The sequence below is a fragment of the Aliamphritea spongicola genome (assembly GCF_017051665.1).
GTDB classification, from domain to species: Bacteria; Pseudomonadota; Gammaproteobacteria; order Pseudomonadales; family Balneatricaceae; genus Amphritea; species Amphritea spongicola.
The window spans coordinates 636,430-660,579 of sequence record NZ_JAFIDL010000002.1 but is presented as its reverse complement, the minus strand read 5'-3'; the positions used below and the strand labels follow the sequence as shown (position 1 = coordinate 660,579).

20 protein-coding genes are annotated in these 24,150 nt (G+C 51.9%); 6 read left to right on the top strand and 14 right to left on the bottom strand.

Annotated elements, in window-relative coordinates; genetic code table 11:
- Position 1 precedes the first annotated feature (1 nt).
- On the top strand, positions 2 to 1,918 hold the full coding sequence (locus JYB63_RS09545) for an LTA synthase family protein (protein WP_205657627.1): 1,917 nt from the start codon (positions 2 to 4) through the stop codon (positions 1,916 to 1,918).
- Positions 1,915 to 2,754, top strand: coding sequence for a lipopolysaccharide kinase InaA family protein (locus JYB63_RS09540; protein WP_205657626.1), 840 nt, complete (start codon positions 1,915 to 1,917; stop codon positions 2,752 to 2,754). The genes JYB63_RS09545 and JYB63_RS09540 overlap by 4 nt, the downstream gene beginning before the upstream one ends.
- Here JYB63_RS09540 and JYB63_RS09535 read toward each other — a convergent pair.
- The gene (locus JYB63_RS09535) at positions 2,751 to 3,779 is read right to left on the bottom strand and encodes a glycosyltransferase family 4 protein (RefSeq protein ID WP_336510869.1); all 1,029 of its coding nucleotides are present in this window, start codon (positions 3,777 to 3,779) and stop codon (positions 2,751 to 2,753) included. The two genes, JYB63_RS09540 and JYB63_RS09535, sit on opposite strands and share 4 nt — an antisense overlap.
- Before the next feature lies 1 nt (position 3,780).
- Entirely contained in the window at positions 3,781 to 4,548 is a 768-nt protein-coding gene (locus tag JYB63_RS09530; RefSeq protein WP_336510868.1) for a glycosyltransferase family 2 protein, read from the bottom strand.
- 6 nt (positions 4,549 to 4,554) lie between these two features.
- On the opposite strand from JYB63_RS09530, the gene JYB63_RS09525 reads away from it, so the two are divergent.
- The 3 genes from JYB63_RS09525 to JYB63_RS09515 all read left to right on the top strand — a co-directional run bounded on the left by JYB63_RS09525 (position 4,555) and on the right by JYB63_RS09515 (position 8,577).
- Positions 4,555 to 5,226, top strand: coding sequence for a YrbL family protein (locus tag JYB63_RS09525; protein ID WP_336510867.1), 672 nt, complete (start codon positions 4,555 to 4,557; stop codon positions 5,224 to 5,226).
- Between the two features lie 100 nt (positions 5,227 to 5,326).
- A complete protein-coding gene (locus tag JYB63_RS09520) occupies positions 5,327 to 7,324 on the top strand; it encodes an LTA synthase family protein (protein WP_205657623.1) in 1,998 nt (665 codons plus the stop codon).
- Complete coding sequence (locus tag JYB63_RS09515) at positions 7,324 to 8,577, top strand: O-antigen ligase family protein (RefSeq protein ID WP_205657622.1); 1,254 nt, start codon at positions 7,324 to 7,326, stop codon at positions 8,575 to 8,577. Before JYB63_RS09520 ends, JYB63_RS09515 begins: the two co-directional genes overlap by 1 nt.
- Here JYB63_RS09515 and JYB63_RS09510 read toward each other — a convergent pair.
- From JYB63_RS09510 to JYB63_RS09490, 5 genes are read right to left on the bottom strand one after another with little or no spacing between them, the layout of a single operon-like run.
- Positions 8,574 to 9,839 (bottom strand): hypothetical protein, encoded by a 1,266-nt coding sequence (locus JYB63_RS09510; protein WP_205657621.1) that lies wholly within the window; start codon positions 9,837 to 9,839, stop codon positions 8,574 to 8,576. The two genes, JYB63_RS09515 and JYB63_RS09510, sit on opposite strands and share 4 nt — an antisense overlap.
- 17 nt (positions 9,840 to 9,856) lie before the next feature.
- Positions 9,857 to 10,600, bottom strand: coding sequence for a lipopolysaccharide kinase InaA family protein (locus JYB63_RS09505; RefSeq protein ID WP_205657620.1), 744 nt, complete (start codon positions 10,598 to 10,600; stop codon positions 9,857 to 9,859).
- On the bottom strand, positions 10,600 to 11,619 hold the full coding sequence (gene rfaC, locus JYB63_RS09500; protein ID WP_205657619.1) for a lipopolysaccharide heptosyltransferase RfaC: 1,020 nt from the start codon (positions 11,617 to 11,619) through the stop codon (positions 10,600 to 10,602). The genes JYB63_RS09505 and rfaC overlap by 1 nt, the downstream gene beginning before the upstream one ends.
- Complete coding sequence (waaF, locus tag JYB63_RS09495; RefSeq protein WP_205657747.1) at positions 11,616 to 12,638, bottom strand: lipopolysaccharide heptosyltransferase II; 1,023 nt, start codon at positions 12,636 to 12,638, stop codon at positions 11,616 to 11,618. The genes rfaC and waaF overlap by 4 nt, the downstream gene beginning before the upstream one ends.
- Complete coding sequence (locus JYB63_RS09490; RefSeq protein WP_205657618.1) at positions 12,631 to 14,406, bottom strand: phosphoethanolamine transferase; 1,776 nt, start codon at positions 14,404 to 14,406, stop codon at positions 12,631 to 12,633. Before JYB63_RS09490 ends, waaF begins: the two co-directional genes overlap by 8 nt.
- 461 nt (positions 14,407 to 14,867) lie before the next feature.
- On the opposite strand from JYB63_RS09490, the gene JYB63_RS09485 reads away from it, so the two are divergent.
- Positions 14,868 to 15,863 carry a branched-chain amino acid aminotransferase gene (locus JYB63_RS09485; RefSeq protein ID WP_205657617.1) on the top strand — a complete coding sequence of 332 codons (996 nt, stop codon included), beginning with the start codon at positions 14,868 to 14,870 and terminating at the stop codon, positions 15,861 to 15,863.
- 66 nt (positions 15,864 to 15,929) lie between these two features.
- On the opposite strand, the gene JYB63_RS09480 is transcribed toward JYB63_RS09485, so the two are convergent.
- The 7 genes from JYB63_RS09480 to JYB63_RS09450 all read right to left on the bottom strand — a co-directional run bounded on the left by JYB63_RS09480 (position 15,930) and on the right by JYB63_RS09450 (position 24,150).
- Positions 15,930 to 16,958 carry a GlxA family transcriptional regulator gene (locus JYB63_RS09480; RefSeq protein ID WP_205657616.1) on the bottom strand — a complete coding sequence of 343 codons (1,029 nt, stop codon included), beginning with the start codon at positions 16,956 to 16,958 and terminating at the stop codon, positions 15,930 to 15,932.
- A 34-nt stretch (positions 16,959 to 16,992) separates the two neighbouring features.
- On the bottom strand, positions 16,993 to 17,778 hold the full coding sequence (locus JYB63_RS09475; RefSeq protein ID WP_205657615.1) for a carnitinyl-CoA dehydratase: 786 nt from the start codon (positions 17,776 to 17,778) through the stop codon (positions 16,993 to 16,995).
- A 5-nt stretch (positions 17,779 to 17,783) separates the two neighbouring features.
- Complete coding sequence (locus JYB63_RS09470) at positions 17,784 to 19,856, bottom strand: acetate--CoA ligase family protein (RefSeq protein ID WP_205657614.1); 2,073 nt, start codon at positions 19,854 to 19,856, stop codon at positions 17,784 to 17,786.
- Positions 19,857 to 19,882: 26 nt separating this feature from the next.
- Positions 19,883 to 21,043: an acyl-CoA dehydrogenase family protein gene (locus JYB63_RS09465; protein WP_205657613.1), complete on the bottom strand. Its 1,161-nt coding sequence runs from the start codon at positions 21,041 to 21,043 to the stop codon at positions 19,883 to 19,885.
- 140 nt (positions 21,044 to 21,183) lie between these two features.
- The gene (locus JYB63_RS09460) at positions 21,184 to 21,717 is read right to left on the bottom strand and encodes a thioesterase family protein (protein ID WP_205657612.1); all 534 of its coding nucleotides are present in this window, start codon (positions 21,715 to 21,717) and stop codon (positions 21,184 to 21,186) included.
- 196 nt (positions 21,718 to 21,913) lie between these two features.
- Positions 21,914 to 22,936, bottom strand: coding sequence for a GlxA family transcriptional regulator (locus JYB63_RS09455; RefSeq protein WP_205657611.1), 1,023 nt, complete (start codon positions 22,934 to 22,936; stop codon positions 21,914 to 21,916).
- Complete coding sequence (locus JYB63_RS09450; protein ID WP_205657610.1) at positions 22,936 to 24,150, bottom strand: MFS transporter; 1,215 nt, start codon at positions 24,148 to 24,150, stop codon at positions 22,936 to 22,938. Before JYB63_RS09450 ends, JYB63_RS09455 begins: the two co-directional genes overlap by 1 nt.

Below are 24,150 nucleotides of genomic sequence, written 5' to 3'. Positions count from 1 at the left end.
CATGATGAAATTATTTACCGACAATACCTTCCGGGACACCGCACAGAACCATCCGTCCCTGCCCCGTATTTTTTTAATTTCAGTGTTTGGTCTGACACTGTTGTCCGGTTTTCTGCGGCTGTGCTTTTACCTGCTTAACCAGGACACATTTGCCCTGAGCAGTTTTGAAAATATCGCCCTGGCATTTGTTCACGGCATTCGCTTTGACCTTGTCAGCATCATGCTTCTGCTGAGCCCATGGCTGTTGGTTGCCATGCCCATGTATGTGTTCCGCTGGAACAAGCTATTGCTGTTCAGCAGCCGGGCTTACCTTCTGTTCGCCAGCTTGCTGGTCATCGCCCTGAACCTGATGGACAGTGTCTATTTTCCGTTTACCGGCCGCCGGTCTGGCATGGAAGTTCTGAGCTTTGCCAGCGATCTGCAGGATCAGACCGTCCAGCTAATGATGCAGTACTGGTACATGATCGTCATCGGGCTGGTAATCCTGATCGCCAGCCAGTATTTCCTGCAACCGGCCCTCGGCAGAACGAAAAGCAACAGTCGCTGGTATTTACGCTTTACTTACTGCCTGATTCTGGTGCTGGTTACAGCAGCACTTGGCCGCGGCAGCACCGGCCCTAAGCAACTCAAGCCCATTCACGCCTTTTCCTGGCCGGAAGCATCCGTCGGTAACCTGGTCCTGAACACACCCTTCATGCTGATGCGACAACGGCAGCGCAGCCTGGATAAAGTGGACTATTTCAGCGATGACCGGCAGGCCTACGAGGCATTGGGCCGGGCAGTGCCGACACAGTCTAAAGCACCGACTAAAGACAATGTGGTGCTGATCATTCTTGAAAGCTTTTCTATGGAATATCTGAACCTGAAAGATAACCCACAGAATTACGCACCGTTTTTACAGACTCTGATGGTAAAAGGGCTGGTCTTTGACCAGGCCTACGCCAATGGCCGCCGCTCAATTGATGCATTGCCATCAATCATTGCCGGCCTGCCCAACTTTACCAAAACCCCTTATGTCCGCTCGTCATATCAGAGCAGTAACCTGATCGGTATTGGCAATATTTTGCAGCAGGAAGGCTACGACAGCGCCTTCTTCCACGGCGCCAATAATGGCAGCATGTATGTAGACTCCATTACCAAACGCTTAGGCTTCGAACACTTCTACGGCCGCAGTGAATACCCTGATGAAGCAGATTTTGACGGCAGTTGGGGCATCTATGACGAACCCTTCCTAAGATTCTCCGCAGATAAAATCAACCAGTTACAGCCACCTTTTATCGCCGGTATCTTTACCCTGAGTTCGCATAATCCGTATAAGATGCCGCCGCAATATGAAGGGCAGTTCCAAAAGGGCGAACTGCCCATCCACGAGCTATTGGGGTACGTCGACTTTGCGCTGGAAAACTTTTTCAAAAAAGCATCCACCATGCCCTGGTATGACAATACACTGTTCGTGATTACCGCCGACCATACCGCCAAAGGCAGTAAACTGAAGTACAACACGGCACTGGGCCAGCATCAGGTGCCAATCATCCTGTACCATCCATCCGGCCACATTCAGCCAGAGCGCAGCCAGCGAATCGCCCAGCACACGGACATTCCTGCGACAATTCTCGACTACCTGGGGCTACAGCAAAAGTACTTCGACCAACTGCTGCCTTTCAGTACCAGCCTGATTTCACCGGTACAGAAACCCTTTGCGTTCTTCCAGGAAAACAATCAGTACTACCTGATCCGGGAGAATCAGGTACTGGTCAGCTCAAAAGATTTTGCACAGCAGGAATTACTGCCGTTCAATGGCACTGCGGCAGACGACCTTAAAAAAGCACCGTTGACCGACTACACCAAAGCGCTGATTCAGTACTACAACAACGGACTGATCAACAACACACTTTACGCGCCGCTGAAACAGCCATGAAACATTCTGACGCCCGCATACCTGACTTCCAGGCACCACAGCTCCGGTCACTTTATAGCAGCGAACGCCGGAGTGTGGATGCGGAACAACTGGCAAGCGCTGAACTGAAATTTGTTCAGAAAAATGTTTACCGGAGTGTCATTGAGGGCCACAGCTATTACATCAAACACTTCTGCGAACACCGTCGCCGTCATCAGTTACAATTAAAACAGGGCCTGAAACAGCATAAAGCTGAGCAGGAACTGGCTACTCTGAAACAATTAGAGAAACTGGGATTCAGTGCCATTCAGCCGGCCAGTGTATTGCTACGAACCTCGCCTGAAGGCATGCAGGAAAGCATTCTGATTACAGAGGATTACTTAGCCGCGAATCCTGATACACAGTTAATGAGCGATTACATCGCAGCACATGGCCCGCAAACCACACTCCTCCTTCTGGAAGACACTGTTAACCGCTTGCTGCAATGCGGCCTGATCCATCTGGACATTCATACGGACAATTTTTTTACCGACGGTAAGCAGGTAACGCTGCTGGATACCGAAGACTTAATCTTCAGCCGACAGCATAAATATCTGATCAAGATGTTCAGCATGCTGGCCAAGAACCTGAGCAGGGATCAGGATAAGCTAAAAATCACACCGGCTCAGATTCAGCAGTTTGTGGACGCACTGATCACCCGTGAATCACTCAATAAGAAGAGTATCTACCGGAATATCTACCGCCAGCATCTGGTGAAATCTGCCGACCTGATATTCCGGTTTATAAAAGGAAAATACGGTTTCAAAGAACTGAAACGCCGCCTGCAGCCACCGGCAGCCCTGCAGTTTTTTCGCTAGCAGCGGGCGTACAGGGCCTCATAGGAATCCGCCATCGCGGTGACGGAAAATAACGGTAACTGCTTGTGAGCCTGCTCAGCCAGTAAACCGGACAACGCTTCATCTCCCTGAAGGCGCTGGATTGCCTGATTCAGCCCCCGGGAATCCCCCGGCGGCACCAGTAACCCGGTCTTTTCATGTGTAACCAGATCAGGAATACCCCCGACATCCGAAGCAATGACGGGCACTTTTTGTTCCATCACATCCAGCAATACAGACCCCAGGCCTTCATTCTGCGAAGGAAATACAAACAGATCCATGCAGGCTATATAGTCACCGACATTATTCACATAGCCTTCAAAAATAATGTTTTCCATTCCTTCCGCCTGCTGCCGGTAAGCCTCTTCATCCTTCCCTTTTCCCAGCAAAATCAGGCTGTAAGGCACGTCTTTTGGCAGTTCCTTAAAGGCTTCTATAAGATACTTCTGACCTTTATGAGTATTATCAAGTTCACCGATATTACCTATCAGGTAACGACCGGCAAAGCGTTCACGCAGAACAGCCACCTGATCCGGATTAAGAGAAAAGTGAGTTGCCGCACTGGGAATAACATCCACCTGTGCATCTGGAGAACGCTCCAGAATCATATCCCGGATGATCGAAGACAGCGCCACGCTTCTGCTGGCCCGGGCGTACATCATCCGGGTAAAGAAGTTATCTTTAATCGTGTTATCTACCCGACGGGTGACAATGTATTTCACCCCGAACAGACAATTCATCAGACAGGCAACCTGAGCGCCCTTGGTTTCATGGGCATGCAGCAAATCGGTATCCCGTAACGCCCGCCAGCCGGCAATATATGGCTTACTCAAAGCAATTATGGTCAGCCCCGGTACCGAACGGCACCGTTCTGCCAGCTCAGAACCGTGCCGGACAAACAGCTTCTGTGAATAACCCCGTGCAGCCAGTGTCTCAACCAGCAGCATGGTCTGACGTTCGCCGCCGCGAAAACCCTTGGCGAAATTAAGATGAGCAATCCGTTTCACGCTACACCTCAGGCTTACGGAGCGCTGTACGGTCTTTATTGGCTTCGTACAGTTTCAGATATTTATAAAAATTGGTCACCATATGTGACACAGAAATAACCAGACCGGGATAGCCATCAAGGAATCCCAGCTTAAACAGGTATTTTTTCAGAAAAGAAAACCAGGCACTCATCACCGCCTTAGCAGGCGAAGACTGTTTTTTCCCACACCGCTCCTGGGCAAAAAGCGTTGAATAACGATCTGCTTTTTGCAGAAAATCGCTCAGGTTTGAATAAGGATAGTGCTTCAGAATGCCATCCAGAACCACAACATCAAAACCATCATCCAGTACGAACTCATGGACTTTAAAGTCGTTAAAGCTAGTCTCACCCCGGTGGTAAAGACGTGTCAGATGTTCCTGCTTCCAGCAATAACGGATTTCGTGATCACGGTAATAATTTACCCGCACAAGACGGTAAACTTTTCCAGGCTGTAATTCGGCAGACGCAATAGCATCCAGTAATTCAGGCGTGATAACTTCATCCGCATCCAGAGATAATATCCAGTCATGGCTGGCAAAAGAGGCTGCATGATTTTTAGTTTCGCCAAAGCCGAAGAATTCACCGCATACCAGCTTTACATTGGCATATTGCCGGGCGATCTCTTTCGTGGCATCAGTTGAACCGTTATCGTATACTACGACCTCGCTGAAATCCGCCAACGAATCCAATGTTTTCGGCAGTGAGCCGGCGGCATTTTTAGCGATAATGACACAGGAAATGTTATTCACAGAGGGTTGCAACCAGGAAGGGATGTAGTCCGCACAATACTAACCAATGACCCCTGGCATGACAACACCGGGGCGACCAGAGTCCCAACATTGATACATCTCAGACACTCACCTGTTCTTGGCCAGGGATCCGAGCGCCGCTGCTACCTGCATCCGAATGACGACAGCAAAGTTATTAAAGTCGCTTTCAAAGGTGGAAAAAACAGAAACCAAAACAATATTGAAAGTGTCTACTATCAGCACCTGCTAACAGCCAAAGCAGATCTGAGTATGCTGGCAGGTTACTTTGGACAAACTGAAACCGACCTGGGACCAGGCCTCATTTTTGAGCGGGTCTGTAACCATGACGGAACTGATGCGGTCAGCCTGCTGGAAGCGCTTGAACAGAATCTGCTTAGCGAAACGCTTATCCATACTCTGATTGACCGTCTTGCCGGTTACCTGCATAAAAACTCAATCCTGTTTGTCGACGTTGGCTTTGCCAATATTTTACTGCCCCGGCAGGAAGACGGCAGCTACCGGATCAGTGTTATAGACGGGATTGGTTCACGGCACCCGGGCTTTAAATTTTTTATTTACCGCCACTGCCGGCCCCTGCGCACCTACAAAATCAGGAAGCAGTTAAACGTCATCCAAACCAGGTTACAGCAACACCTGGAAAAGTCCCCGGCCAACTGAACCGGAATCATAACTTAACGACACTGCCTGATATCTGAAAGTAAACGCTTCATGATATTATGTGGCCAATTTTTAACCGTCAGAATATTTTTAAAAATATATGTATCAGTTACGTTACCGAGAGCTCAGCCGAACTATTTTTGAAACGGTTCTGGCGGCGGTCATTATCTTACTGCTGGCCCGCCTGGCCATGTTTATTGCCTTCGTGGACACCGACAAACTGGCAGGCAAAGAAGCCGACCTGATAAAACTCTTTACCACCGGTTTATTATTTGACCTCAAGGCCAGTACTATTTTTATGGTCCCGGTGTTTTTAGCAGGCCTGGCGTTTGCTGCTTTCGAAAGAGCCTGGAAGGGATTCAGCGCTTTCGTCCGCGGTTACAGCCTGCTGGTTATCTTTGGCTTCACACTGATTTCTATCAGTAATTTTTATTACTACGAAACCTACCATAACCATTTTGATATTTTCATATTTGGCCTGGCGGAAGACGATACTGTCGCCGTACTGGCAAATATCTGGCAGGACTATCCGGTTATCAGGGCGCTGATCGCAGCGATTATTGCCGGCGCCCTGTTCCACCTCCTATCTTCCAAAAAGCCGGTCACAACAGTCTGGTCAAAAACAGCAGCAATCAGCTACGGTCTGATCTTCTTCAGCCTGTTTGCCGTGGCCTCCCGCGGGTCCGTAGATACATTCCCGCTGCGCCGGAGTAACGCACAGATTTCTGACCTGAATATCCTGAATAAGCTGACCCCCAATGGTTTAATCGCCATCAGCTGGGCCAACAAAGATAAACGCAAAGATGCCAAGTTCGATGAAGTAGAAGTCGCTGAAGTTGAACAGCTGAATATGAAGCTCTTCGGTAACAAAGCCCTGCAACAAACTTCAGCCGTCAATCCTTATCTTGAAGCACAGGCACCACACGTAGTTCTGGCACTGATGGAGAGCATGGGGTCTAACATTCTTGAACTGGACAACCCCCAAAGCAATGATCTTCTGGGGGCACTGCGGCCACACTTCGAATCCGACTTTTTATATAAACGTTTCGTCTCCGCAGGGGACGGCACAGCACCGTCTCTGGCAGCCATTCTGTTTAACAGCCCGGTTCGAAGTATCAGCCATTCATCGGCTCAGAAAACCCCACTGGCGGGCAGTATTTTCCGCCCCTACAAAGAGGCCGGTTATAAAACCGTATTTATCTCCCCCGGTAATATGATGTGGCGTAATTTGGTGAACTACCTGCCTTTACAAGGGGTTGATGTCGTGTATGACCAGAACTTCCTGATGAAAGAATATCCGGAAGCTAAAAGTCAGCTGACCGCCTGGGGAGTCCCGGACGAATACGCGTTTAAACTGGCTAAAAAACTGCTCGATGAGTCAGACCAGCCGTTATTCATTAACATCCTGACCGTCAGCAATCATCCGCCTTATTTCACCCCGGACAGCTATACACCTGGACCGGTAGATGTATCGGCTGAATATCAGGCACGGGCCGGCGGCGGTGAAATCGAACTGGATAACATTCTGAAAACATTCCAGTACGCGGCTGACAGCCTCGGGCGCTTTATTGGTGACGTAAAAGCCAGCGATAAGCTGGCCGATAACACCGTCATCGCGGCTACCGGTGACCATCAGATGCGCCGTTTTGAAGCCAGGTTGCCTGAAGAATCCATGCTCGACAGTGCCGTACCTTTTTACCTGCGGGTACCAGACAGTATTCTCAACAGCCGGGAGTTCCGCTATGACAGCCAACGGATCGGCTCCCATAAAGACATTATGCCGACACTGTACAACCTGAGCCTGAGCGGCAAGCCGTATTTCAATATCGGTGGCCGGGATCTGTTGATGACCCGGGACGACCCACAACGCAACTTTGGGTTTAACGAATCTGTCTGGATAAACAGTAAAGGCACTGTAAACCTGGATGACACCAGTAAAATTTACCCATGGCACGGCGACAGCCTGACCTTGGATGCGGCGGTGGATAACCCTGCTCTGTCTCAGGAGAAAATCTCAATGTTCATCGACTTACAGCGCACATTTATCAACTGGGAAGTGACACAGGCGAACGCCTTAACATCGGGACACACTAAATAATGAGCAATCTGAATTTTGTTACGGCAGGGCGGTATTACCTTAGCTTTGCCCTTAGTTTTTTTGTTCTGGTAAGTGTGACATTCGAAGGTAGCTATAACCTGGCCAGCCTGTTAATTCTTGCCAGTTATGTATTTTTCTTCAGCAAACAAGTCCGCCAGCAGATTACCCTGAGCCGTCCGGAAAAATTGCTCATCATCATTGCTGCACTCTACGTACTGAGTTTTATCATGGAAGTCCTCCTCCATGACGTTAAACCAAGAATTCTGGACGCACCGGCAAAAGTACTCCTCTTAATGCCGGCTCTGCTGCTGTGCAATGCCCTGCGTCCGGGACGGCAACAACTGATATACAGCTTTATGTTCAGCGCAGTATTGCTGCTGATGCAGTCTGTTTACGAGAAATACTACCTTGGTGTTGCCCGCGTGAATGGCGACGTCAACGCGATTCAGTATGGTGCTATTGCAATTGCGATCGGCGCTGCAGGTATTGCTCTTTGTGCTACTCGCAACACAAGCTCCCAGCGCAACTTCTTGCTTTATGTGCTGTGCTGTCTACTCTGTTGCGGCGCACTTTATGCGGGAATTTTATCGCGGAGCCGTGGCAGCATAATTACACTTCCCCTGCTGGCACTTTGCCTGATCGCTCTGCAAGCGTATAAGTTTAAAATCAGCCTAAAAAAAACTGTTCTGGTACTCATCGGATCCAGTCTGCTGGCAGGTACTATATTAGCGTTGAATATATCTAAAACAGGCCGTTTAGCGCAGGCTGTAGCAGAAATTTCAAACTACAATTCCCAAGCAGCCACTTCAACCAGTATCCGCTTTAATCTCTGGCAGGTTGCAGGTGAAGTGGCTGCAACCTCTCCGATCACAGGTGTGGGTAAAAACCGCTTAGTCGAGTATAAAACCCAGCAGGTTGATCAGGGGCGTTTTCCTGAAAAACTGAAACGGTTTGACAGCTCACATAACGCTTACATGAACACAGTCGCTCGCCGCGGGCTAATTGGTCTGGCGATTTTATGCACCTTCCTGTGGGTGCCGGTTTATATAGCAGTATCGGCTATCCGCCGGGGCAGCTCTGAAGAGCAGCCTTACGCCTATGCCCTGCTCTGCTTCGGGCTGGTATTTGCCATTGCCAATCTGACGCAGGACATGATCTTCCTGAACAACGGCATCATCATGTATACAGGTCTGCTGATTATACTCAGCCAGATGCTGTTTCAGGTTCAAAGCCGGCCATCGGCCAGCGACTAAACTGGCCGGATTAAATAGACGGGATCAGTGCCGACCTGCAGATCAGCATCTGCAGGTTCGCCGCACAGATCAAATGCAGCCTCGTCAGGCTTAGTCAGACTTGCAACTGATTTCTGCCCTTGCTCACTCCAGAGTACACGGCCTTTGTGCCCCTGCTGAATAAACTCAAGACAATGCCAACCATCAGTTTCAGAATAGCGAAGCTGTTCAGCACCGCCTAAATGCTTCAGCATCGCCCGGTATACCTTAAACGCAGTGCGGTAACGAATACCTTCCCGGGTATCGATCAAACCATAACCCGGCGCAATTAACTGGTGCCAGTAAACCGTCTCCACTTTACCGCTGGCCAGCGCCAGCAGGTGGTAACGTAATAAAAAGCGGGCGTAATCATCTTCACTGACACACTCTGTTTCGCTGGTCGGCGCCCAGGGCGCAGTACCGGATAACGGCCAGTTAACTTCTGTGAGTAATATCCGGTCTGAACTTTTCGGGCTTAACCGGCAGATACTGTGCAACAGGTTAATCTTATTAACCGTATCAAAAATCCCCAGCTGAGTATTTTCCGGCGCTCCCCGCCGGTCGACGTAAAGCAGTGAAGAAACCTTATCAAAATGCACATTCGCAAGGCTGAACATCGCCCGAATAAGATAGTGATACTCAAAATCAATAACAGAAGGGCCAACTAAAGTCAGTTCCGGGTACTTCTCATCTTTAAGTTGCTGAGCGACCTGATAAAAATCCAGATACTGCCTGACGGAGAAGAATCCCCATTTAGTCCGGTTAATGGTATTACCCACCTGATACTCACTGCACAAGCCATTGAAGGTCGCAAACACATCCTCCAGAACCGACCGCAGCCCACTGTGATCATCAATACAGTCAGAATCCTGTACCAGGGTAATCAGCAGATGCCGCCCCTGACAGCGTTTCACAAACGCCAGATACTCGTCCTTACGCTGGGTAAAATCACGCAGAAAGACCCTGAACTGCACCGTCTGGCAGTCAAGCTCATCAAGCAGCCGGAACTGCTCTTCCCCCTTATCCAGATTAATACACAAGCCAAAAAAAGACGCATCTGCACGTTGCATGCCGGTGTTACGGTTAAAGAGAAAATGCAGCAAGGCAATGGGGAAGACCATTAAACTCGTGAGAACCAGTTTAAGCAGATCTTTTCTGTGACGGCGTTTCATCCGCTTTTTATACGCCCGGTCCCGTATCGGATAGGGCTGATCGGAATGGTGATCCCAGGGATGCTTATCCATATGACAGCAATCAGTCTCTAGTCAGTTACCGGCTTGCCCTTAAGCCGCTTCTTAAAGTTTTTAAAGGTTTTATTCTTCTCGGAAAACTTTACAACATCATCCGCAAAACGTTTACCTACCTTTGTATGCAGGGCATATTCTTCCGCAATGACAGCCAGATCTTCCGGCTTGGCCCACAATTTGGAAAAACTCCGGGCACGGTCAGTATCCGACAGCGCTGAGATACTCAGACGGTTTACATCCACCACTTTGAACACGAAATCATCACCGTCCCGCTTCAGCAGAATATTTCCCGGCGAATAATCCCGGTGAAAAAAACCGTCGTTATGCAATTTCAGGGAAAACCGCGCAAAGGCTCTGAGTATCGCTTCCCGGTCCGGGAAGTCCGCATCCAGTAAAGGTTCACGGATAGTAAAATCGTAATCAAAGGCTTCGCTCAGGTAATAACTTTGCTGAAGCAAAAAGCCCTGCCGCTGCTCCATATATGCCACCGGGCAGGGTGCGTAATCTTTGAGAAGTATGGAGTTATGATAAGACTTATAAGCTTTGGATGCCCGCAGCAGCCCGTAAATAGCATTGGCAGGAAAGCCCGGCACTTTAAAGGCTTTCAGCACATAGCGCTTACCTTTCAGGGTGACTATGCGTAATTCATTACGTGCTTTGTGAATCGACTCTGCAGAGCCTGAGAACAAGCCCTCAAGGTTCTCTATCTCTTCTTTGAGATCACTAAACTGCCGATTAATCTGTAATTTAATCCCCATTACGCTTCCCCGGCCTGACATTCACTCCGGCGGAGTGTTTCCTGTAAATATTGCCACACAATATCCGCCGTCAACGGAGCAAACACCTGAGGCTCAATCTGAACATCCACTGCCGGCTGCATTTTGGCCTCCAGCGATAACTGATTTTTTCCGTAACCGCCCACCAGCCCGGGGTCTGTCGGTCCGAATAAAGTGATGTTTGGCCGGTCAAGTGCCGCCGCCATGTGCGATAAGCCGGTATCAACAGATACACAGGCGGTTGCACCGGCAATCACCGCAGACACATCGTGTAAATTCAGCTTGGGCAAGATATCCACAAATGGATTATCAGCCGCCAGGCGCTCTGCTCTGGCCAGCTCTTCAGCAGTCACCCAGGGCAGTTTCACTCTGAACTCTTCACCGGCAGCCCGTTCAATTAGCTGCTGCCAGTATGCTTCCGGCCAGTGCTTGTCTGCGCGGGTGGTGCTGTGCAAAAAGACCAGATATGGCTGTTCATCCTGCGCCTTCTGCAAAAAATGCTGACGGATGGCGAAATCACCTTTCTCCCCGGGAAGCGCATATCCCAGAGATAATGCAAACAACTGCCGGATTCGCTCAACCGCATGCTGCTGACGGTCCACCGTATAGGTATTGCGGTAACAGCTGGTTGCCAGTGACTCAGTCACCGAGGCTTTGTCATAACCGCAGGTCACACCTTTTGCTAAACGAGTTACCAGAAAGGCACTTTTGATTAACCCCTGAGCGTCAATCACAAAATCATAGTCCCGCGCCTGCAACGCCTGCTTATAGGCCTGCCACTCCCCGCTTTTCCAGGTCTTCAGTGGCTGCTTACGCCACCGCCGGATTGCCACGGGAATTACCTTATCCACTGCTGCATGCCAGCGGGGGATCTCAGCAAAACCTTCCTCAACCACCCAGTCAAAACGGATACCGGGAATCGCCTGCACAGCGTCTGTCAGGGCCGGCAAGGTATGGATGATATCGCCCATAGAAGAGGTCTTTACAACTAACACTCTCATGATAATTGCTGCTCAACCGCTTTGAATACCGATGCCGGACTGATATCAATCATGCTCTGGTGATATCCCTGATCAGCATCCCCTTTACGGATTTTGATATAGCCATCAATCAGACGGATAACTTCAACTTTATCCGTTAACGGCGGGGTAAAATCGGGGCTGGTCGGGCCGTAGAGCGCTACCAGAGGGGTTCCCAGCGCAGCCGCCATATGCATCAGGCCGGAATCATTGCTGACCACTGCCCGGGCACCTGCCAGCAGATCAATCGCTGCTTGCAGGGACGTTTTACCGCATAAATCCACGCAAGCCTGTTTTTCTGCATCACTCAGCTGAGCGAGAATCTGTTCACTGACCGCCTGATCATTAGCAGAGCCGAAAATACACACCTGAAAGCCCGCGCTGATCAGCTGTTTCGCCAGGTCAGCATAGTGATAATCCGGCCAGCGCTTGGCCGGGCCGAACTCAGCGCCGGGGCATAAGCCAATGTAGTTATCCGTCAGGCCATGGGCGGCCTTCAGTTCAGCCTGAGCATCAGCATCAACCTGTAATTCAGGCCGCAAAATTTCCGGCAGGTCATCACCGGATGCACAGGGCGCCTGAGCCAGCGCAATATACCGCTGCACCATCAGCGGAAAAGCCTTCTTATCCAGCGCTCTGAGATCCGTCAGCAGACCGTAACGCAACTCACCTTTCCAGCCGGTGCGCACCGGAATCCCTGCCATCCAGGGAATCAGCGCAGATTTCAGAGAGTTCGGCAGGACCAGTGCCCGGTCATAACGGCCCTTAAGCCCTTCAGCAACCTGCTTACGTACCTTCCACTGTAAACGCCCGTGTCCCACCGGCATGGCCACCGTGTTATCCACCTCAGGCATCCGCTCCAGCACCGCCCGGCACCAGTCCGGTGCCAGTACATCAATCTGACAGTCCGGCTGCTGAGCCTTCAGTAAACGATACAGAGACTGACTCATCAGCATATCGCCTACCCAGGAGGGTCCTACTATCAGGATTTTTTCAGCCATCATTTGCGCCTTCTTGCTGCGGATTGAGGTAACGGTCAAATAAACGCCGGTAATTGTCCGGTAACTTGGTATACGGCACCACTTTGCCGTCTTCAGGTAAGATTGCGCTCTTACGCTCAAAGTCGATATGCAGGTAACTGAGATCAGGAAAAACCAGCACAGCATTAGGATCGTTATGCAGGGTTTTCATATACGCTGAAATCACTCTGAGCCTTTCAGGATCAATCGGTTCCCGTAAGTTCTCGCCATCGATATCACTCACCGGACGGGTATCCATCAGCCCCAGAATGGTGGCAAAAATATCCGCACTGCTGACCGGCCGGTCTGTATTTACCTGCATTGCAGCGGCTTCGCTGGCAGGCGGCACGGCAAACATTGCGTTATGTGTAGTACCCAGGCCATAACCATAGTTGTAAGGCGAATTCTTGGAATCAATATTCTGGCCATGATCCGTTGAAAAGAAGATCCAGGCATCCGGATCATCCGCACGAATAGCGTTAATCAACTCATTGAAGTAATGGTCACTGTAAGCCACGGAATTATCATAGGCATTCACTCCGTTCTCATCTTCTTCCGGCAGGAATTTCTTAAACTCATCCGGCGAATGTTTTGAATACGGATAATGGTTCCCGTTCATCTGAACAACCAGCATATAGGGCGCATCAGACTGTTTAGCCTGCTTCAGATAAGGCATCACGCCCTTCTCTAACACCGTCATATCATCGGCGCCGATCGACACCGAAATATTACTGCTGAAGTCAGTGCCTTCCTGAAAATAATCCAGATCGCCGTCCAGGAACATCTGATCCACATTGCGCCATTTAAAATCCTGCGCGGTGATCAGTGCCGTCTGATAGCCCGCCGCCTTGGCGTAATTGAAAATCGTCGGGACTGAATACACTCTGCCGTGAGGGTCGATCCCCTGCAGGCCCGTTAACATATAAGGCACAGAGCTGAGAGTCTTAGTACCGATACTCACCGCATTGTCATAAAGGACTAGCTCTCCGACATCCAGTAGTCGCTGCAGATTCGGCGTGGTATCCCGGTCGTAACCGTACACGCCCATCTGACTCTTGGTGAGGGACTCACCCACCACAAAAACAATATTAGGTGCATCTTTTGCCGCTACCTGCTTTTCAAGCACCGGTTTCTCAACCAGTTTTGCGGCAAACACCTGCTGTTCGATCAGTCCCGGAAACGTACCGATATACGCCAGACTGCTGAACTGAAATTTCGTCACGCCGTACCAGTTAAAGGCCAGCAACAGAAACAGCAGGCTGCCAAACACCCCGGAGATGCCCCTGGCCCACCAGCGGGGTCGCAACGGCAGGCGCGTCAGCAACAGTAATAACGGCAGTTCCAGCGCAATCAGCAGCAACGGTTTAAAGATGGCCGCATTATCCAGCCACAGGATCAGCGTCAGCAGAGGATCTTCCGCAACAAACCGTAAATCAAAAACAGATACAAAATTCCGGTAGATCGCGAAAAACGACAGCTGCACCAGCTGCGGGATCAGAATCAGCGCAATCACAACGGTACGGCCAACATAGGTCCGTAACGGCAGTAGCAGAATCGTCAGTAACACCAGCGCCAGACTGCTCAGCCCATAATTCACCAGGAAGCGTTTCCCCTGGAAATTTTCCAGCACCCAGCCAAAATCACGTACCAACACTAAATCAAAAGCCAGAACCAAAAGTACAATGGCGCAAAACGCACGTTTAGGGGCAGCCATTGCCACATCGGAAAGTCTGGAAAAGATATTTTGCATAACGTCTGAAAAAACCTGTGATGACCGGTTTTACACACCGGAAATCTGTTCTGTAACACTCAAAAAAAACACCGCCTGATACTAACATCAGAGCCGAGCCGCAAATAATACTCGCTGACCGGCCAAGTTAACACCGATCTGCTGCGAAAACCCCGGTTTCAGGGGGTTTTTAGGGTATTTTTCTGTTTCCTGACGAAACCGGCCCCTGCAACAACTGGTTTCATGCATTTTTGTAAGCTGGCCAATTCCCTTTTTCAGCGCCGGTGTTACAATCAGGCTCTTTGTATTTAATCGAGGTTTTGCACGACGCCCTCGCCGGCAGCCGGCTAAATAGCAACGCCCATTCCCCGCACAGATGTAGCAGTTTTTGTGCAGGCATCCAGTATCCACTGAGGGCTTTACTCTCATACCGCGTGCATTCGCCTTAGCTTGTTTGACGTTTTAATTTTCCGAGGTAGTCAATGGCCGCGTTTGGTACTGTTTTTATGCCTGAAATGGCAATTTCACAATTCGATGGAACCCGCTGGAGCGATGCTGAAGTGGTCAGCAGCGACAGCATCCAGATGCACCCTGGCTCGCACGTATTACACTACTCAAGCACCTGCTTTGAAGGTCTGAAAGCGTTCCGTCACGCTGACGGTTCTATCCAGATTTTCCGTATGGATCAGAACATCGCCCGCTTTGCACAAAGCAGCCGCCTGCTGGCGATGCCTGAGATTGATGAAGCTGCCACTGAAAAAATGATTCTGGATATCGTTGGCCGCTTTGCCAGCGACGTACCTGAACCACCGGGCTCCATGTATATCCGTCCTACTCACGTAGGTACTGAACCGGCCATCGGTAAGGCTGCTGCGCCAACAGCAACTTCTTTACAGTACATCCTGCTGTCTCCTGTAGGTGATTACTTCTCCGGTGGCGATACGACTCTGCGTCTGCTGCTGGAAGAAAACGGTGCCCGCTGCGCAGCCCACATGGGTATGATCAAGAGCGGCGGTAACTACGCCAGCGCTCTGAACCCGATTATGCGTGCCAAGCAGGACGTTAAGGCCGATCAGGTGCTGTTCTGCCCGAATGGCGATGTTCAGGAAACCGGTGCGGCAAACTTCCTGCTGATCGACGGTGACGAAGTGATCACCAAAGCACTGGATGAAAGCTTCCTGCACGGTGTGACCCGCGACTCCATTCTGACCCTGGCCCGCGATATGGGCATGAAGGTATCTGAGCGTGAACTAACCGTTGAGGAGCTGCTGGAACGTGCTGCGAAACCAGGCTGCGAAGCGGCTCTGTCCGGTACCGCAGCCGTTCTGACACCGGTTGGCACCCTGATCCACAACGGCCAGGACTACAAAGTTGGCAACGGCGGTGTCGGTGCTACCACAGTGAAACTGCGTCAGGCACTGAATGCCATTCAGTGGGGCCAGGCTGAAGATAAGCACGGCTGGCTGACTAAGGTGTAATACCTGCCTCCGCATACAAAAAAGCGAAGCTAGCAGCTTCGCTTTTTTTTTTTGCGCTGAAGATAATTACAGCGGATGTTGCAATGAACCGTTTTCCAGCCCGGCAGATATATCCTGCCCCAGCGCCATCCGGGACAGTTCAGGCGCCATTTTACGGTCTTCGCGGGGCGCCATACCGAATACAGCCCGGTAACGGCGGGAGAAATATTCCGGCGACCGAAAACCGCAGGCAACCGCGACATCCACCACTGTCATCTGGGTTTGCTTCAGTAACTGCCTGGCACGCTCCAGCCGTAAACGTAAATAGAAACGGGTTGGCGTGTCATGACAATGCTTACGGAACAGCCGCTCCAGCTGGCGTAGCTGTACACCGCTGAATGATGCCAGCTCGGAAGCGGTCAGGGGCTCTTCCAGATTCTGCTCCATCAGTTCAATCACTTCCGCCACATCCGCATGCCGGACACCAAAACGCTCCACCGTCTGCATCCGCTGCAGCTGGCCAGGCTGGCGCATACCGTCATGCATAAAGGCATCACATACCTGGCCTGTCAGAGCATCCCCGTGACGGTTCTGAATCAGATGCAGCATCATATCCATCGCTGAAATACCGCCGGCGCAGGTCAGCCGTTTGTCGTCCGCCTGATACAGCTGTTCCGAGGTTTTCAGCCGGGGAAAACTTTCTTCAAACGCCGGCCGCGCTTCCCAGTGCAACGCCACCCGGTGCTCATCCAGCAAGCCCGCATGGGCCAGGGCATAACAGCCGGTTTCAATTCCCCCCAGCACGGTTCCCTGACGGTCCAGCCGCCGCAGCCAGTTCAGCAAGGCTTTATCCAGACCGGCTTCCGGCTCGAAGCTGGCACAGACAAACATAGTCGGAAATTCGTTTACCTGCTCAATGCTGTTTTCGACCGCAACCGGTATACCGCTGCTGGAGGTAACTGACTCACCGTTCTGCGAAAAGAAGTGCCAGCTGAACAGCTCCCCGCCGAAGCGGTTCGCCACCCGCAGTGGCTCCAGCGCACTGAATAACGACAACATCGAAAATCGCGGTTGTAACAGAAAACCGATTTTTTCAGGTACAGCATCTGCCGTCATCTCAGCACCTCTTTACACAGTCTCATTACAGATCTTACTTGCCCTGCCAGACCGGATCACGCTTTTCAGCAAACGCCCGGGGGCCTTCCTGAGCGTCTTCCGAGTGCAGCACATCCGGATAATGCTTCAGCACCCCACTGCGAATGTGTCCATAACCTTCTTCAACCGTCATTTCAGCGGTGGTCCGGGTTATTTCCTTAATCGCCGCAATGGCCAGCGGTGCACTGGCAGCGACCTGCTCCGCCAGTTCACGGGCACTGTCCATCAGCTGCTCGCTGCTGACAACCTTATTCACCAGCCCCCAGCGGGCGGCTTCTGGAGCATCCATCGCACGACCAGTCATCAGCATTTCATTAACAATTGCCGCCGGCAAACGTTTTGGCAAACGTAATACCCCGCCACTGTCAGCAATGATCCCCAGCCCGGCTTCCGGTAGTGAAAACATGGCATGTTCCGCACACACGATCATATCTGCAGCCAGTGCCAGTTCAAAACCACCGCCGGCAGCATAGCCGTTTACCGCCGCAATCACCGGCTTATCAAGGTCAAAAATTTCTGTCAGGCCGGCAAAGCCGCCTTTACCAAAATCCGCGTCGGCCGCCTCACCTTCTGCTGCCGCTTTCAGATCCCAGCCAGCGGAAAAGAACCGCTCGCCAGCACCGGTAATAATGGCTACCCGTAGTTCCGGATCATCCCGGAATGCCAAAAAGGCTTCCCCCATTGCTGCGCTGGTTTTGGCATCAATGGCGTTAGCCTTTGGCCGGTTAAGGGTAATTTCCAAAATGGCGCCGTTACGCACCAGTTGTAATGCTTCACTCATCGCCTTTATTCCTTACCAATACGGATGTAGGCATCCGCCGCATACGCCCCTGAACCCTCAGGTGCCACCAGCAACGGATTAATATCCAGTTCCAATAAAGTATCCCGCCGCTGACTTGCGTATTCAGCCACCGCCATAACAGCATTCACACAGGCATCAATGTCACCGGCCTGCTTGCCACGAAATCCTGATAGCAGAGGGAACATTTTCAGCCCTGTAATTGCTTCCCGGACATCGGTTTCAGTAACAGGTAACAACAGGGTCGCGCTGTCTTTCAGCAACTCCACCATAATGCCGCCGGAGCCAATCACCAGCGACGGACCAAACTGCTGATCCCGGGTCACCCCTATCAGCAACTCACCGACGGTTTCCGTCAGCATCTGCTCCACCAGAAACGCATCACTCAGATGGGCCATCCGCGATACTGCGTCACGGACATCTTCCGCGGACTGCAAAAACAGCTGCACAGCCCCCTGTTCCGTTTTATGCACGATGGTATCACTGACCGCCTTGATCACCACCGGATACCCGATGCGTTCGGCACAGCTGACGGCTTCATCAGCATTGCTGACCAGTTCACCTGCCGGGATCTGCAGGCCATAACCAGCCAGCGCCTGCTTCCCCTGGTACTCATCAATATTGCGGCCTGCCTGTTCATCATCGAACATGGCACTGTGCAACAGAGGTAAAGGTGCTGGCTGCTGGTGCTTCAGTCCAATCTGATACGCAGCAGATAAAGCCCGTAAACAGGTGTCCAGCCCGATCATCGGCACCACCCCGGCCTGCACGCAGGTATCGATCGCCGCCTGGGGCAGACATTCCGGCAAAGACGCCAGCAGGATTCCCTGATGACCGGTCGCCTGGCTGGCATTGATCAGTCCGTGCATGGCCGCATTCCACGGCGCAGGATCGGCATCCGCAAAACTGGGCCAGTCCAGCAATAACATAGTGGCATCGTAACCGGCGCTCATCATGGCACTGAAAGTTGCTGTCTTACGTGCTTCATCACCCCAGATAAAGGTGTGATAGTCCAGTGGATTCTCCACCACCACATATTCACTGAGAGTCTCCCGAACCTGCGCCTGATGCTCAGAGGTCATCGCCGGGAACGTCAGATCATGACGCTCGATCAGATCAGCCATAACCCCGGCTTCACCGCCGGAGCAACTCATGGAAGCGACCCGGTTACCCTTTAACGGCCCGGCAATGGCCACCAGTTTCAGGGTTTCAATCAGTTCTTCCAGCGTATCCACCCGGGCAATCCCCAGACGCTTGAACAGTGCATCAAAAAGCTTGTCAGAACCGGTCAGCGAGCTGGTATGGCTCATGGCAATCTTGGCCGCCGCTTCACTGCGGCCGTTTTTGGCTGCCACTACCGGAATCCGTTTTTCCAGCGCCCGCCGGCACACCGCATCAAAATGATGGATATCAGACAGACCTTCGATATGCAGGCCGATCGCGGTAATACGCGGATCATCCAGCAGCGCGTCCATGACATCCGCCACGCCAACGTTCGCCTGATTCCCCATGGTAAACATAAAGGCCAGCGGCAAACCACGACGCTGCATGGTGATATTCAGACCGATGTTGCCGCTCTGGGTAATCACCGCAACGCCTTTATCCACCGCTTTGCTGCCATGCTGATCCGGCCAGAGCACCGCCTTATCCAGACAGTTAAGTACCCCGTAACAGTTTGGCCCGATCATCGGCATACTGCCGGCCCGTTCCACCAGCAACCGCTGGCGTTCGGCACCTTCTTCACCCACTTCAGCAAAGCCGGAGGCATATAGCACCGCTCCGCCACAGCCGATTTCACTCAGCTGCCCGACAATTTCCATGGCAGCTTCAGCATTCACCGCCACATAAGCGGCATCGGGCACTCCCGGCAAGTCAGCAATGCTGGGATAACACTTCACACCGGCCATCTCACTGTGAGAGGGATGCACTGCCCAGATTTCGCCGTCAAATCCCAACTTCTGGCTTTCAACAATTGCATAACGGGCCCCCGCGCCGCCAAACACAACGATCGAGCGGGGCTTGAGCAAGCGGGCAAAACGGCTCTTATCAATTTCAGACACAGACACCTTCCTTCTGCCAGGCAGTATTAAGCTTCCAGAGGACGCAGCAGCGCACGGGAAATAATGTGGCGCTGAATTTCACTGGTACCGTCCCAGATCCGCTCAACCCGGTGATCCCGCCAGATACGCTCCAGTGGCAGTTCGTCCATCAGGCCCATCCCGCCGAGGATCTGAATCGCCTCATCGGATACCATCCCCAGCATTTCCGTAGACTTCAGTTTCGCCATCGCCGCATCGGTATCGGTCATATTGCCCTGATCCAGCTTCCAAGCCGCATGCATGGTCAGCAGTTCTGCGGCTTTCAGTTCCAGCGACATATCCGCCAGTTTGAACGAGACCCCCTGAAACTTACCAATTGTCTGGCCAAACTGCTTTCGTTCCGCCGCCCAGTCAGCGGCGATTTCCAGCGCCCGCTCGGCACGGCCCAGACACATTGCAGCCACCGATAAACGGGTACCGCCTAACCACTCATTGGCCACATCAAAACCGTGATCTTCCACACCCAGAATCTGAGATTCATGAATCCGGCAGTTATCAAAGTTCAGAATACAGTTCTGGTAACCCCGGTGAGAGACACTGTTGTAACCCGGCTCAACGGTGAAGCCCGGTGTACCCATATCCACCAGGAAGCTGGTAATTTTCTTCTTCGGCCCCCGTGGCGTATCTTCCACACCGGTAGAGGCAAACAGAATGACGAAGTCAGAGACATCCGCATGACTGATGAAATGCTTGCTGCCATTAATGATGAAATGATCACCGTCCCGCTCTGCGCGGCACTTCATAGAACGCACATCGGAACCGGCATCCGGCTCGGTCAGCGCCAGACAATCCACCTTTTCCCCGCGAATCGCCGGTAACAGGTATTTCTCCCGCTGTTCGCCTTCACAGGCCAGCAAAATGTTACTCGGGCGGGCAACGATGTACTGCAGGGCAAAGCTGGCACGGCCAAGCTCTTTTTCCAGCAATGTCAGCGTCACCGCATCCAGGCCACCACCACCCAGCTCTTCCGGCATATTGGCGGCATACAGACCGCAGTCCAGGGCAGCCTGCTTAATCTTTTCATGAATCTCATCGCTGACCACACCGGTCCGTTCCACTTCCGCTTCATGGGGATACAGTTCCTGTTCCACAAATGCTTTAACAGTGTCGATGATCATCTGCTGTTCGCTGCTGACGGAGAATTCCATAAGGGCACCTATTAATATTTTTCGGTTAAGCGAACAGCAGCATCCCTCCGACCAGGCGGATCAGACAATCATTCTATTCGCTGAAAACAGTCTGCTGTTTCACACAGCAGAGGATTAAGGTTTTAAAGCAAGCTTGTTTGTCAGGACTTTGCCTTCACGGCCATCACCCGGCCGACCTGCGCCGGTTTAGGCATATCAGTGTGACGCTGCATAATTTTTTCCAGCACCCCATGCACTTCTGCACGGATCGGTGCGGTTTTGCCTGCTTCCATATCCACATGCAGTAACATCTGCTCAGTGGTTGCCAGCAGAGCATCGGTCTCACCGTGATACATGCTGTGGAAAAAGTGCAGGCGCTTTTCATCCAGCCCCAGTAACTGGGTGGTGAAATACAGCGGCTCACCTTCTGAAGCTTCCAGAAAGTAATTGATATGGGTTTCAACGGTATAAAAAGAATTGCCTGACGCCCGGTAAGCTTCATCGATCCCCACATAGCGGAACAGGGCATCGGACGCATCACCAAAGGCAAACAGGAAAAAGGACTCACTCATATGGCCGTTGTAGTCCACCCAGTCAGGGGATACTTCGCAACGGTACAGCTGCAGCGGTGCACCGATTTCGGTACCTTCGGCATAGCGCTGATATTCGCGGGTCAGATAAATTTCGTTATCCATGAGCGTCTCCGGAAGGGATATTCAGTGCACTAGCAATATCGGTAATACTGAATATCCGGTTTATTTTTGTTATCGGATATACGCCATTCTGGCTTCTGACAGCTTAGCCAACATGACTTAAATGTCACATTTACCTGAACTCAAACGACAGAAGAAACATGTCAAAAATCCATAAAAAAACCGCCGGATGGCGGTTTCATTGCAAAACAGGTGTGGTGGCAGACCGTCTGGCAGCAGCCCCCTGGACATTGCGGCGCTCTTCCCCGGGCGGGGTGCCAAAAAAATCCCGGTAACATTTACAGAAATAGTTTTTATTGGCGAACCCACACGCCAGCCCGATCTCAAGCAATGCCATATTTGTCTGCCGTAATAACTGCTGGGCCCGCTGTAAACGTAATTGCAGATAAAATCGGGTCGGTGTGGTCTGCAAATATTTCTGAAACTGACGCTCCAGATGCCGACGGGAAACCCCCACCAGTAACGCCAGCTCTGCAGTAGAAATGGGTTCCTCCAGATTGGCTTCCATCAGCGCCATTGCTTCAATCAGTTGTGGCTGCCCCACCCCCAGATAGTTCTGCAGCGGTGCCCGCTGGCTTTCCTGTTCATCACGGATACGTTCACAGTTCAGCTGTTCCGAGATAGCGGCACACAGCTCGCCCCCCTGATGGTAACAAATCAGATACAGCATCATATCCAGCGTGGCGGTGGCCCCGGCACAGGTAAAACGGTTCCGGTCGAACACGAACAGCTTGTTGGTCACTTCCACCTGAGGAAAGCTTTCGCGCATGACCGTCAGATAATCCCAGTGCACGGTACAGCTGTAACCATCCAGTAAACGCATCTGCGCCAGCACATAACTGCCGGCATCCAGTGCCCCCAGCTCCAGGGGATAACTGCGCCGCTGTTTGAGCCGTGCCAGCAGCCAGGGACGTAACAGTTCCATACAACTCAGTTGCGGATTCTCTCCTGCGCAGATAATCACTGCATCAAAATCAGCAGCGGTTGCCAGTGGCGTATCTACGGGATACGGCATGCCATCCGCCGAGATGACCTTTTCATCCGCCAGACTCAGGGTTGTCCAGTGATACAGTTGACGGCCACTGATGCGGTTAGCACTGTTCAGCGGTGTGATCACCGAGGCCAGCGACATGATCGAAAACCCCGGCAGCAGTACTAACCCTACCCGGTAACAACTGCCCTGACTGAGCGCACGTAACATCAGCCTGACTCCTTCTGCAAACGCAGAGTTAGCACAATAAGTACCATGGCGATGACTGCTGCACTGATGTACGCCGCGCTGAAGTTACCCAGCAGAGTTTTACTCCAGCCGCCCAGAAAATTCCCCAGCATCGCACCACCGGCCATGGCAAAGTTTGCCCCGCCAAACAAACTGGTCGCCAGTGCTGCCGGGTATCTTTTGCCAATATACGCCGGAACCATGGCGAAATATCCGACATAAGCGCTGCCGAATAATCCCGCAGCGACATACAGCCCAGGAATATCTGCATCCACACTTACCAGGGCAGCCGCAATCAGAAAAGCCAGACACATCAGGGCGATCACCGGACGGATACCCAGCCTGTCAGCCAGAATGCCGCAGATAACACCGGCAAACATCCCGACCGCACCGATAATCATCAGCAGTTCACCACAAACCTCTACACTCAGTTGCCGGTCATCCCGGGCATACATGGCCAGATAATTCATAAATGCAATGAAACTGATCCCCGCCAGAAATACTCCCGCCAGCAGTCCCCAGGGCCGGGCCTCCCGTAGCAGAGGTAACTGGCTGAGAATCCCCGGCTCTTCATCAGAAATTACCGTTTTCTGCTGACGCAGCATCACTGCAGCAGCCAGCACAGTGATCAGCAGGGTTAAACCCCCCAGCACAAACCACACCGAACGCCAGCCATAATCCGGCAGTAACCACGGCAACACTAACCCGTTGATGAAGATCCCATAGCTGGTACCGCTGCCGATCAGCCCCATGGCTTTAGCCCGGTGCTGATAGTCAATATAACGGGCAATCAGCCCGACCATGGGCGTCCAGGCAGCTGCGGCACAGGCCGCCAGAACCACCAGCAACAACCCTATTAACCAGACATCACTGGCAGCCCCGAGCAAGAGTAAACTCAGGCCACAGAGTGCTGCGGCACTGAGCACGACCCGGATCTCTCCCCAGCGTGGTACCAGTGCACTGCTGCCCAGCGACGCCCCCAGAAATCCCAGTTGTGCCAGTGCAATCATGCTGCCAACAGCGGTATAACTGAAACCCAGTTCCTGACGCATATCCGTCGCCAGCGCTGAGAACAGATATAACCCGAAACCAAATGTCGCAATGATGATGGCGGTGCACAGCAGTACCAACGCCAACCGAAAGCCGACGCTGAAACTATTCTCAGAGGATATTGCAGAAACAGAAGAAACCGGCAC

What these genes read in the sequence shown, in the direction of transcription:
- JYB63_RS09545 (WP_205657627.1), top strand. Translation starts at nt 2, where the DNA reads ATGATGAAATTATTTACCGACAATACCTTCCGGGACACCGCACAGAAC.
- JYB63_RS09540 (WP_205657626.1), top strand. Translation starts at nt 1,915, where the DNA reads ATGAAACATTCTGACGCCCGCATACCTGACTTCCAGGCACCACAGCTC.
- JYB63_RS09520 (WP_205657623.1), top strand. Translation starts at nt 5,327, where the DNA reads ATGTATCAGTTACGTTACCGAGAGCTCAGCCGAACTATTTTTGAAACG.
- JYB63_RS09515 (WP_205657622.1), top strand. Translation starts at nt 7,324, where the DNA reads ATGAGCAATCTGAATTTTGTTACGGCAGGGCGGTATTACCTTAGCTTT.
- JYB63_RS09510 (WP_205657621.1), bottom strand. Translation starts at nt 9,839, where the DNA reads ATGGATAAGCATCCCTGGGATCACCATTCCGATCAGCCCTATCCGATA.
- JYB63_RS09505 (WP_205657620.1), bottom strand. Translation starts at nt 10,600, where the DNA reads ATGGGGATTAAATTACAGATTAATCGGCAGTTTAGTGATCTCAAAGAA.
- rfaC (WP_205657619.1), bottom strand. Translation starts at nt 11,619, where the DNA reads ATGAGAGTGTTAGTTGTAAAGACCTCTTCTATGGGCGATATCATCCAT.
- waaF (WP_205657747.1), bottom strand. Translation starts at nt 12,638, where the DNA reads ATGGCTGAAAAAATCCTGATAGTAGGACCCTCCTGGGTAGGCGATATG.
- JYB63_RS09490 (WP_205657618.1), bottom strand. Translation starts at nt 14,406, where the DNA reads ATGCAAAATATCTTTTCCAGACTTTCCGATGTGGCAATGGCTGCCCCT.
- JYB63_RS09485 (WP_205657617.1), top strand. Translation starts at nt 14,868, where the DNA reads ATGGCCGCGTTTGGTACTGTTTTTATGCCTGAAATGGCAATTTCACAA.
- JYB63_RS09480 (WP_205657616.1), bottom strand. Translation starts at nt 16,958, where the DNA reads ATGACGGCAGATGCTGTACCTGAAAAAATCGGTTTTCTGTTACAACCG.
- JYB63_RS09475 (WP_205657615.1), bottom strand. Translation starts at nt 17,778, where the DNA reads ATGAGTGAAGCATTACAACTGGTGCGTAACGGCGCCATTTTGGAAATT.
- JYB63_RS09465 (WP_205657613.1), bottom strand. Translation starts at nt 21,043, where the DNA reads ATGGAATTCTCCGTCAGCAGCGAACAGCAGATGATCATCGACACTGTT.
- JYB63_RS09460 (WP_205657612.1), bottom strand. Translation starts at nt 21,717, where the DNA reads ATGGATAACGAAATTTATCTGACCCGCGAATATCAGCGCTATGCCGAA.
- JYB63_RS09455 (WP_205657611.1), bottom strand. Translation starts at nt 22,936, where the DNA reads ATGTTACGTGCGCTCAGTCAGGGCAGTTGTTACCGGGTAGGGTTAGTA.